Raw genomic sequence first — 15,513 nt, forward strand, 5'->3', positions numbered from 1 at the left:
TTCCACATGCTAAATCTAAATACCGTTTGGTTGTGGGTCAGCCTCTTTGTTGGGCAATACACTGCCAGTTCATTCATGTACTGTCAGTTAAGCCATATATGTCAGCGACATACTTTAGATAACACTAAAACGCTTTGAAATTAAGTCAATGAAATAATTGAAACAAGATTGGCGATGCCGATTAAGTTATTGTGGGGCATCGCCATTATTCACTGCATCATTAAGTGATTTTTTTGCCTGCTGTTTATAGGTTTCAAATATGCCTTCTTGCTTCATCTGTTTTAACTCCCGAGCAAGATTAACGGCGAGTGCCGCGTGACGTTTATTCAAGTAACCATAGCTGGTGAGTTCTTCTAGGGTGGCAATCGCGCTGATCTCGCTACCTTGAAACTCTGGCGTTTGTAATAGATCCAATGAGCTTGCTTCCGTATCAATATAGATATCGATCCGGTCGCGGAGTATTTTACGAAAAGAGCTTACAGGGGATGAGGATTCAGTCAGGCGTTCCTTTGGAATGAGTCCTTTTAGCTTTTGTTCTGCGAGGAACACGCCTCGATAGTATTCGATCTTATATCGACTCTTTTGCAGTGCTTGCCAGTTAGTAATCTTGATGTTGGGATTATGTGCGAAGGCAATTAAACGGGTATCGACAACCGGTTCTTCGATGCGAATTAGGTTAGTAAATTTTTCACCATAATGAAATACGCGTCCCGGTTCACCATCCACTTTTCCTGAGTCAGCCATCATACTGGCGCGGACTGCGGGAACCACTTGATAGGAGAAGCCATAACCTAAGCGTTCAAAGGCTTGGTTGTATATCAGCTCAGCCCATTTAAAGTAGAAGTTGTGTTTGGGGTCCTCATAAAACGCCATGGTAATGATAGGTTTATCAGCAAGTGCCGCTGTGGTTTCTGCTGTGGATTTACTGGTCGCATGAACAGAGATACAAAAAAATAAGCCTATCAACACACTCCAAATGCGCATATTGCTCCGTCGCTGCATAACCTGTTCCTAGCCGTGTTGAGTTAACTAGAGTATAGCTAGCCTGATAAATGGGTTCATTTTTATTCAAGTTTAATCATCCGTTTCCATGAGCTCACATCAATAGGACATTAAAACGTGATCTGCTGGTGGTCAAACTTAACGTCTTGCATATTGTTAGTTGAAATAAATCTGACACTTAGCTGCAATAAAACCGCCATCCAAATCACGCCTATTCGTCACATAAATGCCTGAAAATCGGGTCGCCTCTACAGGGAATACCCTCATACACTCAATAATAAATCGGTGATGAACGTGATGAATATTAAACGGATCGCTGCAGCTATCTCCTGCAGCTTAATGACGGTTGTGGCTCATGCTGCAGTCCTACCCGCAACACAAACAGACAGCCAGTGGTTTAAAGACAGTGCGGCAAACGTGGTGGCTAAAGCCCAAGTCGACACTAAAAAAACCGCTAAAAATGTGATTTTATTTGTCGGTGACGGCATGAGTATTTCGACGCTAACGGCAGCCCGTATTCTGCAAGGGCAGGATAAAGCTGACAATCAAGGCGGCGAAGAAAACTTCTTAAGTTTCGAGCAGTTCCCCCACACGGCGTTAGTGAAAACCTATAACACTAACCAACAAACGCCAGATTCTGCGGGCACTATGACAGCCATGGCGACAGGCGTTAAAACCAAGGCGGGTATTATCTCTATTTCAGATACCAGCTTACGTGGTAACTGTTTGTCTTCAAAAGGCAATGAACTTGTTTCACTGGTCGACCTTGCTAATGCCAAAGGATTATCAACAGGCATAGTCACTACGGCGCGTTTAACGCACGCCACGCCAGCGGCAACCTATGCCAAAACCCCTGAGCGCGATTGGGAAGGCGATTTCAACTTACCTGCCGAAGCGGTTGCGAACGGTTGTACCGACATCGCAAGCCAATTGGTGATGCGCGATGAAGCCAATTCGTTAACTGTGGCATTAGGTGGCGGCCGTAGCTACTTCCTACCCACAACAGTGAAAGATGGCGAGAACAAAGCCGGTAAACGTAAAGACGGCAAAGACTTAACCAAAGCTTGGGTCGATAACTTCAGCAAATCTGCCTACGTGTGGGACAAAAAAGGCTTCGACGCCATTGATGCTGCCAACACAGATCACTTACTCGGCCTATTCAATCCATCGCACATGGAATACGAAGCAGACCGCGCCGATGACGTAGCTGGTGAGCCATCACTAACTGAAATGACCGCCAAATCCCTCGACATATTGAAGAAGAACGATAAAGGCTACTTGCTGATCGTTGAATCTGGCCGTATCGACCATGGTCACCATGCGGGCAATGCGAGCCGTGCGCTGACCGATGCGGTTGAATTATCTAATGCAGTGAAAGCGGCAATGGATGCAACCAGCAGCGACGATACCTTGATCATGGTAACAGCGGATCACAGCCATGTGTTCACTATCGCAGGCTACCCAAAACGCGGTAACCCTATCTTAGGTTTAGTGCATAACGTCGATGGCACATTAGCGACAGCGAATGACAACAAGCCTTACACCACGCTGGCTTATACCAACGGCCCTGGTGCTGTGGTGGGTGTGCGTGACGACTTAACCTCAGTCGATACGCAAGATAAAGATTTTATGCAACAAGCGCTTATCCCAATGGAAAGTGAGACTCACGCCGGTGAAGACATCAGCTTACATGCCAGAGGTCCAGGTTCGAATCTGGTTCAGGGCGTGATTGAGCAGAACGTGATCTTCCACATTATCAACCAAGCGCAGCAGCTTGGCGGCACTAAGTACTAATCCCGTATTAGTTACTGAGTCCTCACTTTTGGAGCAAAAAATGAATAAGAAATTACTAGTAGTCGCGATTTCAGCCATGCTGGGTTTAGCCGCATGCGGTAGCGATGGTGATAACGGTACCGCGGGCACACCGGGTAGCAATGGATCAAATGGCTCGAACGGTAGCAATGGTAAAGACTGGACTGCAGTGAATCAGTGGTATGTCGATGCCCAAGCTCGCGTGACCAAAGCCGAAGGCTTAACGGTTAACAATGATGTTGGCGCCGCGAAAAACGTGATCCTGTTTGTGGGTGACGGTATGGGCGTATCGACCATTACCGCCGCACGTATTTTAGAAGGCCAGCTCAAAGGCAAAACGGGCGAAGAAAACTCCTTATCTTTCGAAACTTTGCCCTATGTTGGTCTTTCTAAAACCTATAACGTCGACGGCCAAACGCCGGATTCTGCAGGCACTATGTCGGCGATGATGACAGGTGTCAAAACCGACGTGGGCGTGATTTCACAGGCCGAAGGCGTAGTACGTGCTAACTGTGCTTCGACTAAAGATCAAAATCTGGTGACGTCACTCGAGCTTGCCGCAATGGCGGGAATGGCAACGGGTGTGGTGACAACGGCGCGTTTAACCCACGCAACCCCAGCGGCGACTTACGCCCATGTGCCAGAACGTGATTGGGAAGCCGATTCAAACCTACCAGCCGAAGCTGTGACTAATGGCTGTAAAGATATCGCCGCGCAAATGCTCGACTTTAACTACGGCAGCGGTCTTAACGTGATGATGGGTGGCGGTCGCCGCGCCTTTATTCCTAAGACGACCGTTGATCCAGAAGGTAAAGCCGGTAAGCGTAACGATGGTCGCGATCTCACTGCTGAGTGGATGAGCAAATACACTAACGCCGCTTACGTGCAAGACAGAGACGGTTTCCTCAGTGTGGATGCGGCAAGCACAGATCATTTGCTTGGCCTATTCAACTCATCGCACATGGAATACGACTACGACCGTAAGGAAACGGGCGTGACTGGCGAGCCATCACTGGCGGAAATGACGGCTAAGTCGATTGATATTCTGAAGAAAAACTCAAAAGGCTTTGTGCTGATCGTTGAAGCTGGCCGTATCGACCACGCTCACCATGCGGGTAATGCAGCGCGTGCGCTGTATGACACAATGGCATTGTCTGAAGCGGTACGTGTGGCGATGGAAAAAACCTCGGCAAACGATACCTTGTTAATGGTTACAGCGGATCACAGCCATGTGTTCACCATCGCAGGTTATCCAACTCGCGGTAACCCTATCCTAGGTTTAGTGAAGTCGAACGACGCCAACGGCGTTGCTGAAGTGACTAACTCTACCGATGCTAACGGTTTGCCATATACCACAGTCGGTTACGCTAACGGCATGGGCTATGCGTCATTAGCGACAGGTGGCGATGAGCGTTACAACTTCCCAGTGGACGCAGGTCGTAAGGACTTGAACTTTGTTGATACCCAAAGTGCAGGATTCCACCAAGAAGCGCTAGTGCCATTAAGCGATGAGACCCATGCTGGGGAAGACGTAGCGATTTTCGCCCGCGGCCCAAGTTCGGATCTTATCCAAGGTACGGTTGAGCAGAACCACATTTTCCACGTGATGAACCGCGCGGCAAATTTAGTGGCTAAAGCTGAAGCGGCTGCCGTTAAGTAAGACCCGCTTAGTCTCTGCATAGTGAAGTAAGAAATAGTGCAGTAAGACATAGTGCAGTAATAGCTAAGTAAAAGCAGTGCCGATGGATGGCATACGTCATCCATCGGCCTTTAGCCTAACGATTTAACATACCAAAGCGTTTACAAAAGCTTAAGTGTTTACCCTGTTCAGCAAGTGAGAAGTCTAATGAAAAACCGTCTATTGGCTCTAATGTTATCCAGCTTAGTTCTGCCAAGTGTTGCTATGGCAGCGCAAGAGGCTCAGTGTCCAACGCTACAAGCCGAGCATTTAAAGGCTCAATATCAAGTGACCAATGGCAAGGGCCAGCAATGGCAAATGACCCTCATCCGTAATGGACAAGACTTTATTATTCAGCGTGATGGATCAACATTTGAAGAATGGTCGAGCAATGGCGAGTACGTGCGTTATTTCCCCGCTGAAAAACGTTCTGTGACTTACCGCAAAGGTGATTTGCGCGCACTCAACATTCAACACGATCGCGACCAGTTGTACCATGTCGTATCGCCAGCATTGCCGACACACATGGCCAAGACACAAGCTAAGCAAGAGGCGTGTTTTGCGACTCAAGGCTTTGAAGGTAAGGTTAACGGTTTAGAGAGTGAGCTTGTTTGGATTGATGCCATCGGCCTGCCCGCTGAGTTTATCTTAGGTCAATCTCAACCGAATCTAGCCTACAAGCTGGTGGGCGTAGAGCCATTTGATAGCGATGCGTTTGTGGTATTAACCCAAGATTATCAAGATATTGATTTTGCCGATGTCGGCGACAGTGAGTCCGATCCTTTTATCGCTAAGATGATCAACCAAGGCTTTATTGAACATGGCGGTAGCGGTTTTTACAACAGCGAAGGCCAATCGATTGAAGCCCAAGGCGGACACGGCAGCCATTCGCATTAATCGATTTAATCGATATTAAGTGTAAGTGATACTGACGAGCTTAGCGCTGAGTTGAACTTATAACGTAAGCTAGTCTGCATTTATAAGCGCCCACAGAGTTGGGCGTTTTTGTTTTTCTTCGGCGCTAATGTGAACACCCATTCATGCGCTAGTTAATGTGCCAATCTATGCGCACATTTCATCAAACGATATGGCTGCAATAATTTACTATTGCCACGCTAACAATGAAGGCTAGAATGAACCTTAGTGGATTTGAGTTTTCCCAGTGTTAAAACTGATGTTATAGGTAATAGCCGCGAGCGATGAGTACAGCAATACCCGTTGAAAACATTAACTATTGGCGTCATCCCAGCTTATCAGGCATAGAACTGAGTCAGGCGGAATTCACTCATTTCAGCTTTGATAAACATGTGCATCTGGATTACCACTTAGGTGTGGTCACCCAAGGTGCGCAGCAGTTTGTGAATAAGGGCAGTAGTTATCAGCTTGGTCAGCACAGTCTATCGACCTTAAATCCTGACGAAACCCACGATGGCCAGAGCCGCGATGCCGACGGTTATCGGGTGAAAGTCATGTCGATCCCCGTTGAATACATGAATGAAGTGAGCCAAGAACTGGGCTTGAAGGAGCACTTTTTCAGCGCGCCTATGGTGGATGACCCAACGCTTTATCAATATTTTATTCAGCTACACGAACTATTAATCCAAGGCCAATGCAGTGCGCTCGCGGGCGAGTCACACCTACTGAACTTTATTCATCTGCTGCTGGAGCGTTACCCCAGCGGCGTTTCATCTTGCATCTCTAAACTGAATCAACCGCAGGGGCTATCTAAGTTGCAGGTGAGCTTAGTGAAGCAGCGAATTCACGATGAGCCTTGGCATAATACTCAGCTTGAAACCTTAGCCAATGAAGTGAGCTTAAGTAAGTTTCAGTTTTTGCGGCAATTTAAACAGGCAACAGGGATGACACCCCATGCTTATCTCAAGCGGGTGCGTTTAGAGTTGGCGAAAAAATCCTTAAGTCATGGCGCTCTAGTGGCGGATGTGGCGCAGCAATTCGGATTTTTTGACCAGAGCCATTTGAATAAAGCCTTTAAGCAGGCATTCCTATTATCGCCGGTGCAATTTCAGCGACGTATGCTCTAGTTTCCCCCCGTCTTTCGACGATTGCTGTAGAGTTGAAGATTGCAGCTTTAAAGCAGTTACTTAAAACCGTTATTTCGAAAACGGTTGCCTCTAAAGTCACTGGTTCAAAAACACTAATTCGAATAAAACAGAATCGTGCAATTTATTACAATTCAGCCCTGCGATAAATGGCCATACTGACAGCCTCAGTTATCGTTTATCACCTTTTTTGCGGAGCCGCATCTCTATGGATTTATCTTTATTACTCACCTTGGCCGTGATCCACTCGGTTGCCTTGATCAGCCCCGGACCCGATTTCGCTATTATGGTGAAGATTGCTACTCAGCAGTCCAGAAGCACGGCGATTGCCGCAGCCGTGGGGATTTCAATCGCCATTTTAGCCCACACGATTTTAAGTCTGACTGGCGTGAGTCTGCTTATTAAGAGTTCACACACTCTGTATCTATTAGTGCAAATTGTGGGCGCTTCTTACCTCGCTTGGATGGGGTTTGGTGCCCTGCGTGCAGGTCTTGCGATACTGGCTAAACGTAAAGCGAGTGCCAGTACAAATGCTGGGACAAATGTTGATGCTCTTTCTGCTGACGTTGAAGGTGCGGCGTCTATTGCTGGTGGCTTAGGTGGCGCTATGTCACGCAGGCAAGGTTTTTTGACTGGGCTTTATACCAATCTATTGAATCCCAAAGCATTGGTGTTTTTCTTAACGCTGTTTTCGGCCTTGATTACCCCAAGCGTTACCACTAGCACTAAAATTGCTTCCGCTGTCTTGTTGTTATCGCTGTCGCTGGCATGGTTTGGCTTTTTGGCTGTGATGTTATCTAAGGCGCAGGTGCAACTTAAATTGCAGCGACTGACACCGATTATCGATGCAATTATTGGTGTCATCTTTATGTCAGTCGCGCTGGCGATTTACGCTAACCTGTTGCTGACGGCTTAGTCAGGCATTGCGTCAATCAGCTTAGGTTTTAGTCCTGTGCATTTATGTTATTCTTTGCCTTTGGTCTCAGTAGAGACGTTTGGATGTAAGGGATAAAGATGTCACTCGCCTCACCACTAAAGGCAATAAAATTAGCAGTTTTCGGCCAAGCTAAACTAATGCAAATCGCGTGTTATGCCGCCTTGATATTTGGTGCTATGGGTTTGAGTAGCACAGTGAATGCCGCCGATGAGGCATTGCCAAAGGAATATATTCCTCTGGTGCAAGGGCTTATCGATGCGGCTAAGGCGAACGATCCAGAAGCCATTGCTAAGCGAGTGGCTTACCCTCTTAAACGTGAATATCCGATCCTTGCGATTCAAAATATGCAAGAAATGAGCGCACGTTTCAACCAAGTCTTCGATTCACAACTGCTTGAGCAGATTGCTAATTCTAAGGTTGAAGCCGATTGGCAGACTATGGGCTGGCGCGGCATTATGCTCGGCAGCGGTGAAGTGTGGCTGGATTTAGATGGCAAGATCATTGCCATTAACTACCAAACACCTGCAGCGGCAAAACTGAAAGCTGAGCTGATCGCTAAGCAAAAAACGGGATTACATGCGAGCGTGAGTGAGTTCGTGAGCCCAGAATTAACTTGGGAAACCGCTAAGTTTACTATTCGTGTCGATAATATGGGGAACAGCCAATACCGTTATGCCGCTTGGGCAAAGGGTAAGTCATTGAGCGAAAAGCCAGATCTAGTGCTGAATAAAGGCAAACTCGTATTCGACGGTAGTGGTGGTAATCATTCATTCCAATTTCGCAGCGGCCCATACCAGTATCATTGTTATGTCACCGTCTTAGGCACCACCGATAGCCCTCCAGGCGAGCTAGTGGTGTTTAAAAATGACAAAGAAATACTAAAACAAGCCGTCATCAAAGCAGACTAGTCTCGTTTCCCTATCCCTATGAGTGAGATTTAAAGCAGCGACCATATGTTGATGGTCGCTGCTTTAGTCATCTATGTTTTAGAAAGTCACTGGTGCAACAATGCCAATCCTTTCTAACCTTCTAGCTGTTCCTTCAGCTAAAAGCTATTGCCCCAAAGTGTGTTTCGCAGTTCAAAAGGGAAATAGGCCAATTAAAGCTTTGCCTATAGAAAAGTTGATGTGAAAGGGTCTAGTTCGACTTAGCAGTTATGCATGTCCCATCTTTTTCTCTTTTTCGTAGTTTGAATGCTTTAATCAAAATCAAAGTCGTGGGGCTTCACCCCACACCCGACCAAGGAGGACAGCTCGTCCTATCCTCCTTGGATGCTCCAAGACGCCCCTAGCGGAGTTGAAAGCCCCTTGTGCTCATTGCCAAATTTGCTATCGCTTCCGAAGGATGCGTCCCTGCACCTGCGAAAGCTAGTCGGTCATCCATGACCGAACTCACGCAATTTGTCTATTCGCCCTGCGGCAACTCCGAGGGGAGGTGTATTCCTTGGAGTTTTGAGTCGTTAGATAGCGATTCATCAGCAAAAAATAAGCGCTAAAAATGAGAAAGCTAAAACGATATCAAGTGATTACCCATCAAACTGGATAAAAAACCGCTACCGCAAAAAAGTAAATTCCTATAGCATCATTTATACCAATTGACATGGATGTGGCAGCGGCCATATTTGAGATTTAGTGAACAAGCGATTTATGCCCTGCAAACAGCGCAGCGCATAAATACTAAGACGTTATGTTACCAAATGGAATTGCATGAAGTATCTAAAATTAATCATAATGAAGCCACTTGAGGGCTACCTACATTTAACAGCTTGGCTTATATTCGCTTGGTTGTATTTCCAAATAATTCTTTCGGCAACAGCATTATTTTGCATGCCCAGTTTATTTAGCTTTTATTTTTTCGAATTCAATACGGCATTGAACATTGTGTACGGAGCATCAGGTCTCGGTTTTATTGTGGGTATTTGGTGGGCTGAAACTATTCGAAAAACACATGGTATTATCACTTTTCACGCATATTTGCTCTCAACGCCTGAAATTGAAGGTTGGAGAGATAGATACGGTAACGTAATCAAGAAGCGGTAACATACAAGCTGTTCAACAGGGATAAATACTGTTTGGCTTTTATCTCTATGTTCCAAAATTATAGCCAAACACCATTTCCATATTAACAGTTTGTTATACATAGATATTTAAATTCGAAACTCACTAATTCGAGCTAAAAGTCTAACTCGGAATTGTCCCAAAAGTGTGCTGCGTAAGGCTTTTAAATCTACAGGTTACGCTAATACCGTGGTAAACCTGTATGAGTTGACATCAGCAAACGCTAAACTGCTAACGACTAAAATTACTGGTCCCAAACATTAGTCTTCAACACATATCTATCCCAATGTGAGTTATAACATTCTGTGGAAATGACTATTCACGCAGCATTGTGCAGTCGATTTTTATTCCTGAGATAAAAAGAGCATTAAGGATGAACTTAATGCTCTTTTTTATGGATAAATTCCTGCTCAAACTCTTGTGCGGTGATGGGTTTACCGTAGAGGTAGCCTTGACCTAAGTCGCATTCCTCGTGACGAATAAAGGCATCTTGTTCTAAGGTTTCCACGCCTTCGGCGATCACGACTAAGTTCAGTTTCTTGCCTATGGCAATAATCGCTTTAGTGAGCTCCCTATCTTGTTCGTTTTCTTCAAGTTTATTGATAAAACAGCGATCTATTTTTAAGGTGTCGAAAGAGTATTTTTGTAGATAACTTAGGGATGAATAGCCAGTACCAAAGTCATCTAAGGAGATGCGGATCCCGAGTTTCTGTAGCTTTTGGATGGCATTGTGGGCAATGTGCTCGTCCTGCATCAGCATGCCTTCGGTGATTTCAAGCTCTAGGGCAGTCGGTGGCAATTGATAGAGGGTGAGTAAGTCAGCTATGTGCTCGCTAAAACGGGGATTGCGCATTTGCAAAGGGGAGATGTTGATGGCGATTTTAAACTCCTGGTCTAGCTCGCGACACCATTTAGCCGCCTGAGCCAGAGCGGTATGCAATACAAAATTACCGATATCAATAATCTGCCCATTACGTTCTGCTAAGGCGATAAATCTGTCTGGGGCGACATTGCCAAGAATGGGGTTGTGCCAGCGCAGCAGGGCTTCGGCGCCTATCACCTTTTGAGTTTTTAAGTTAATAAAGGGTTGGTAATGAAGGCTTAACTCGTTTTTGTTCAATGCATCGACTAAGTGAGATTCCAGTTGATAGCGTAGATTCAACGCTGCTTGAGTATCTTGATTAAAGAAGCTGTGAGTTGAGCCATCGGCTTTGCTCATCGTCATCGCTGCCCCCGCTTTTTGCAGCAGAATGGCGGCATCTATGCCATCGATGGGCGCTTGAGCTATACCCATGCTCGACGGAATGGTGATTACAAAATCCGCCACGCCAAAGGGAGTATTACAGCAGCTAAGCACTTTATTGATGAGTTTGTTGGTTTCGTTGTTCGAAGGTTTATGGGCTTGAATAATCACAAACTCGGCGCCGGCAATACGGGCGATGAAGGTATTTTCATCGGCATAGTGTTGTAAACGTTGGCTGAGAATGGTGAGAATTTTATCGCCAATCAGATAGCCATAACTGTCATTGATGGATTTGAAATTACGCAGCCCCAGATAGAGTACCGAAATCTTTTCCTTGCGATTCACTTCTTCGAGCATAGTCGAAAGGCTATTAATCAAATTGATGCGATTCGGTAATCCCGTCAGTGGATCATAGCTTTTATGGTATTCCAGTGAGGTTTCGGTGGAGGTCCGATTTTCGATTTCTTTGATGAGCTTGCCACTGAGTTCGGCGAGTTCATGGGTGCGTTGTTGTACTTTTTGCTCTAACTCTTGATTGTGCAGTTGCAGCTTTGCCTGTTGATAGAGGGTGACGAGGTTGGCTTCGATACCATTTTGAAACCGAGCGAGTAAGCTGCGAAACGATTGGCTGTAATTATGCTCTTTGTTATCGAGCATGCAGATAGTGCCAAAGGCGCTGTTATCGGGCCAGCGTAAAGGTAAGCCACAGTAGGCAATCATGCCGAGTTTAATATCCGGATTTTTATCCCAGTCTTTATCTTTTAGGGCATTCGGAATGTGGAGTTCCTTGCCTCCTTTTATCACTGTCTCGCAGTAAAGTCCGTGGCCTAAACTGTCTTTGTCGTGTTTTTTATAGGGATTACCTTGGGTGCGGCTCGAGGTAAAGACCTCAATATCGGTTTGATGGACACGCATGATCAAAGCGGCGGGAGTGTCGACTAATTCAGAGAGCAAATCTAAGGTTTGTTGCCAGTTATCAACCATTTCTTGGGGAACAACGATTTTGTCTGTGTCGATAGCAATGTCGGCAAATAAACGATTTTTTTGAGACTGGTTAATGGCGAGGTTGTATGGCATGAATGCTCAGTCCTAGAGGCGCGATATTATTCATAAACTATAGTCTTTTTACTCATGATGTGAGTCTTTTCGATAAATTTCGTTACTGCAAAATCTCGGTTCTCTCTTAAATGCTGCGCTGTTAGATCTCTTAAGTGTTAGGTAAGAATTCAACGGTACTCTAACACTAAATGTTCTGATTTTTGGATTTATTAGTGAATAACTATCTGAAAGATAAAGTTATGATGACATTTATGGATTTTGCTAAGGGGCATTTAATTACGCCGCTTTTAGTGTTTGCAGTGATCATAGTGGGGCTTGAATGGACTCACGCTGATATGAAAGTCGCGACTTTGTTATTTCATTGGCAAGGGGGTATCGACTCTTGGCCATTGAGAGGATATTGGTTGACCGAAGATTTATTGCATGTCACTGGGCGTAATTTTGTCATCTTGCTGGCGGTGAGTGTCGTAGTCGGCATTGCCTTTAGTTTTCGAAGTGACAGGATAAAACCGTATCGCAAAGGTTTGATTTATCTATTTTGTAGCGTATTGGCGAGTGTGTTGCTGGTCCGAATTGGCAAGAGCTTTACCCATATGACCTGCCCGTGGGATGTGATTGAGTTTGGCGGCCGTATGCTGCATTCCTCCCTGTTTGCCCGTTTACCTGAAGGCGCTGAATTTGGTCAATGTTTCCCGGGTGGCCATGCCAGCGGCGGGTTTGCTTGGGTTGCCTTGTATTACGTGCTGCGTGAGTATCGCCCGCATTTAGCTAAGTTTGGATTAATCTTTGGTTTGAGTTTAGGCCTAGTATTTGGCATTGGCCAAGAGTTACGCGGCGCCCACTTCTTGAGTCATGATTTATGGAGTTTAGCCATAGCATGGACGTCCGCTAGCCTACTCTACTATGTGTTTTTTCTGCGCTCGCCTGCGTTTAGAAAGTCTAAATTGGTCGCTTTGGGTCAAATGTTCAAGGTTGCAAGTAGTGGAATATCGCAAAAATAACGAGCTGCGAAGCTAACGCCCTGAGTCCTTATTGGGTTCAGTATTTTTTTATGGCTTAAAATCTAAATTCGAAGCGCATATCAGGTCTGCGTAGGCGAGATCTTTCATCTAACAGTTGGTTTTTTTCGTTGAGTAGGCTGTTTTTCTGTTTCAATAAGTCAGCCTTGTCGGTGAGATTATTGATCTTGCCATCAAGACTGCTTATTTCCCTCTCTATGGTATTTAAGCGATCGGCAATCTCAGTTAAACGTTTGTTGGTCAGGTATTGTTGATGGCCTTGGTTATAGCGCTCAACAAACTGGTTATTACTGCAAACCCCATAATAACTTTCTCCCGCTAAGCCTACGCGGTAGCCATTTTCTGGCACGCAGTAACTGGCTAACCCTTGCTGGTATCCTTGTTTCCACTGCGCGGTATCGACACTGAGATTAAATTCACGACAATCTTTTTGATATTGATTTAATTGCCCAGAACTTGTCCCACGGTTGCCATCGGCAAGCCCAAGGGCAAACCAATCACTATTGGTGCATTCTTCAATAGATAAGCTGCTGCATTGAGTCAGGGATAGGACTGAAAGTGCGAGGAAAATGCTGGGATAGTGCATGGATAAGTTCTCTATATGTTGTGGCGTTTAGGATAAAGGCTCTTATGGGGGAGATCTAGCTATATATACCGCCGTTTATACGGTCATAGATGCATTTTATTGGGCTGAATCCATCACAGTTTAGCGGATGAATGCATGATAACCAGCTGATATTGTGTTAGTTTGTGGTTAACACTTTAAATGTCTGCTTTGGTGCTCGCTATGATTTCACTCATTTCATCTGTGCATTCTGCTTCATTACCGGCAGTTAAGTCGGCTCATCAATCCCTTGATACCGCCGAGACAAGCGGACTTAAATCCTTTACCTATGGTGCATTAGGGCTGGCGGCTCCCAAAGCTGAGGTCAGTTTTGATGGCAATGCAAGGAGTAAAATATCTGAGCCTAGTGCGGATGATTTTGATGACGTTAAGAGTTCAAACGACACTTATTACAGTGCAGGCCAAATATTGAAAGCGGCGGCGACCGTGGGCAGTGTGATTGCCTTGTTTGTTTGAGTTAAGTTCCTGCACCAATTTAGCTCTGGGTATTATTTCAACTGGCTTGGATTGGCTATTCGGCGCGGAATATGGCTTGTCGTTTTGAGTCTGGTTTTACTGGGGTGAGCATAAAAGAATATTCTTTTAGTTAAAGCGGTATTTTCAGTCTCTTTCTTTGCCAAAGCGCTGAGTAAATCTGGTATTGTGTTTAACACGCAAGTGCATTAGTTTTTACTTAAAATTCGTTTAATAATCCTAAACTATATTCATCAAACTTCCGCTGGAGACCGCTTTTGTATGAAGATTTGCCCGCAGTATTCCATATCATGCCTAAGTAAGGTATAAGGGCGCTATGAAAACTCCGAAACGAATCCAACCCCTGGTTGATGAAGGACTGGTCGATGAGGTCATTAGCCAGTTAATGAGCGGTAAAGAAGCGACTGTGTACGTTGTACGCAGTGGTGATGATATCCGCTGTGCCAAAGTCTATAAAGAAGCGGACAAGCGCAGTTTTAAGCAAGCTGTGTTATATCAAGAAGGCCGAAAAGTCCGTAACAGTCGTCGTGCGCGCGCGATGGAAAAAGGGTCTAAATTTGGCCGCGATCAGCAGGAAGAAGCTTGGCAAAATGCTGAAGTTGAAGCACTTTACCGTTTAGCGAATGCGGGTGTGCGCGTGCCAACGCCCTATGGCTGTTTTGATGGCGTGTTGCTGATGGAGTTAGTGACGGATGCTGATGGACATGTGGCGCCGAGATTAAACGATGTCAGTATGTCGGCCGAAAAAGCCCTGAAAGATCATGCGTTGGTGATGACCTATGTCAAACGTATGCTCTGTGCGGGGTTAGTGCACGGTGACTTGTCTGAGTTTAACGTGTTAGTTGATAGTGAAGGGCCAGTGATTATCGACTTACCTCAGGCCGTCGATGCCGCTGCAAATAACCATGCTAAATGGATGTTAGCGCGTGATGTGAATAACATGACTCAATACTATGGTTTGTATGCTCCTGAGCTGTTAAAAACACAATACGCCAAAGAAATTTGGGCCTTGTTTGAAGCGGGTGAATTGAAGCCTGAAACGCCATTAACGGGTGAGTTTACCGAAGTGCTGGTCGAAGCCGATGTTAGTGCGGTCTTGGAAGAAATCCAAGCAGCCTTTGAAGAGGCACAAGAGCGTAAGCAGCGGATCCAAGAGGCAAACGAAGAAGACTATTAATCGTCAGTCGTTGTTTTTCACCCATAAAAAAGACGCTCAAAGTAGCGTCTTTTTTATGCTAAAAATTAAGTGAAATTATTATTTTTATTGTTGATTTTATTATTGTTATTTAATTTTTGGCGTTAGCCAATCCTTGGCTTAATCCCCGATGGAAGCTGGGGCCATATATGGACCCATCCGGTTTGCAAGACATTCGATAGCGATTTTGAGAAGAGTTCATTGCACCCATATATTCGGCCTGTTATTGAGGTATGCCTCTGGCCCTGATGGATATCTGCTTCTACTGTCCTTATCATCCTTGCGGCTTCGTAATGAGCCTATGCCTCCGTAAGGTTTTCAGTAGATCAGTCTGACTGTCTCATCATCAAAT

Annotated in this window: 12 protein-coding genes; 9 read left to right on the top strand and 3 right to left on the bottom strand. The window is 45.4% G+C overall.

The features are described 5' to 3' along the window. Positions 1 to 186: 186 nt before the first annotated feature. On the bottom strand, positions 187 to 1,002 hold the full coding sequence (locus tag Q4Q57_RS20150; protein ID WP_311891846.1) for a hypothetical protein: 816 nt from the start codon (positions 1,000 to 1,002) through the stop codon (positions 187 to 189). 297 nt (positions 1,003 to 1,299) lie between these two features. Between Q4Q57_RS20150 and Q4Q57_RS20155 the strand changes: the two genes are divergently transcribed. The 6 genes from Q4Q57_RS20155 to Q4Q57_RS20180 all read left to right on the top strand — a co-directional run bounded on the left by Q4Q57_RS20155 (position 1,300) and on the right by Q4Q57_RS20180 (position 8,397). Next, positions 1,300 to 2,796, top strand: a complete 1,497-nt coding sequence (locus Q4Q57_RS20155; protein ID WP_259582366.1) for an alkaline phosphatase — start codon at positions 1,300 to 1,302, stop codon at positions 2,794 to 2,796. 40 nt (positions 2,797 to 2,836) lie between these two features. Next, positions 2,837 to 4,474 (top strand): alkaline phosphatase, encoded by a 1,638-nt coding sequence (locus Q4Q57_RS20160; RefSeq protein ID WP_311891847.1) that lies wholly within the window; start codon positions 2,837 to 2,839, stop codon positions 4,472 to 4,474. 186 nt (positions 4,475 to 4,660) lie between these two features. After that, positions 4,661 to 5,389, top strand: coding sequence for a hypothetical protein (locus Q4Q57_RS20165; RefSeq protein WP_311891848.1), 729 nt, complete (start codon positions 4,661 to 4,663; stop codon positions 5,387 to 5,389). A gap of 302 nt (positions 5,390 to 5,691) precedes the next feature. Continuing rightward, a complete protein-coding gene (locus Q4Q57_RS20170) occupies positions 5,692 to 6,534 on the top strand; it encodes an AraC family transcriptional regulator (RefSeq protein ID WP_311891849.1) in 843 nt (280 codons plus the stop codon). Between the two features lie 226 nt (positions 6,535 to 6,760). Next, positions 6,761 to 7,468, top strand: a complete 708-nt coding sequence (locus Q4Q57_RS20175) for a LysE family transporter (protein WP_259541692.1) — start codon at positions 6,761 to 6,763, stop codon at positions 7,466 to 7,468. Positions 7,469 to 7,566: 98 nt separating this feature from the next. Beyond that, positions 7,567 to 8,397, top strand: coding sequence for a hypothetical protein (locus Q4Q57_RS20180; RefSeq protein ID WP_311891850.1), 831 nt, complete (start codon positions 7,567 to 7,569; stop codon positions 8,395 to 8,397). 1,528 nt (positions 8,398 to 9,925) lie between these two features. Here Q4Q57_RS20180 and Q4Q57_RS20185 read toward each other — a convergent pair. Next, positions 9,926 to 11,866: a GGDEF domain-containing protein gene (locus Q4Q57_RS20185; RefSeq protein WP_311891851.1), complete on the bottom strand. Its 1,941-nt coding sequence runs from the start codon at positions 11,864 to 11,866 to the stop codon at positions 9,926 to 9,928. 224 nt (positions 11,867 to 12,090) lie between these two features. Between Q4Q57_RS20185 and Q4Q57_RS20190 the strand changes: the two genes are divergently transcribed. Then, on the top strand, positions 12,091 to 12,849 hold the full coding sequence (locus Q4Q57_RS20190) for a phosphatase PAP2 family protein (RefSeq protein ID WP_311891854.1): 759 nt from the start codon (positions 12,091 to 12,093) through the stop codon (positions 12,847 to 12,849). 55 nt (positions 12,850 to 12,904) lie between these two features. Here Q4Q57_RS20190 and Q4Q57_RS20195 read toward each other — a convergent pair whose 3' ends face one another. After that, a complete protein-coding gene (locus tag Q4Q57_RS20195; RefSeq protein ID WP_311891852.1) occupies positions 12,905 to 13,453 on the bottom strand; it encodes a DUF2799 domain-containing protein in 549 nt (182 codons plus the stop codon). A gap of 180 nt (positions 13,454 to 13,633) precedes the next feature. Here Q4Q57_RS20195 and Q4Q57_RS20200 point away from each other — a divergent pair, with 180 nt between their 5' ends. Together Q4Q57_RS20200 and Q4Q57_RS20205 are read left to right on the top strand one after the other, a co-directional pair. Continuing rightward, entirely contained in the window at positions 13,634 to 13,948 is a 315-nt protein-coding gene (locus tag Q4Q57_RS20200) for a hypothetical protein (protein WP_311891853.1), read from the top strand. Between the two features lie 334 nt (positions 13,949 to 14,282). Beyond that, positions 14,283 to 15,143, top strand: a complete 861-nt coding sequence (locus Q4Q57_RS20205) for a PA4780 family RIO1-like protein kinase (protein WP_106649407.1) — start codon at positions 14,283 to 14,285, stop codon at positions 15,141 to 15,143. Positions 15,144 to 15,513: the final 370 nt, after the last annotated feature.

The organism is Shewanella sp. SP2S2-6 (genome assembly GCF_031931965.1).
GTDB classification, from domain to species: Bacteria; Pseudomonadota; Gammaproteobacteria; order Enterobacterales; family Shewanellaceae; genus Shewanella; species Shewanella baltica.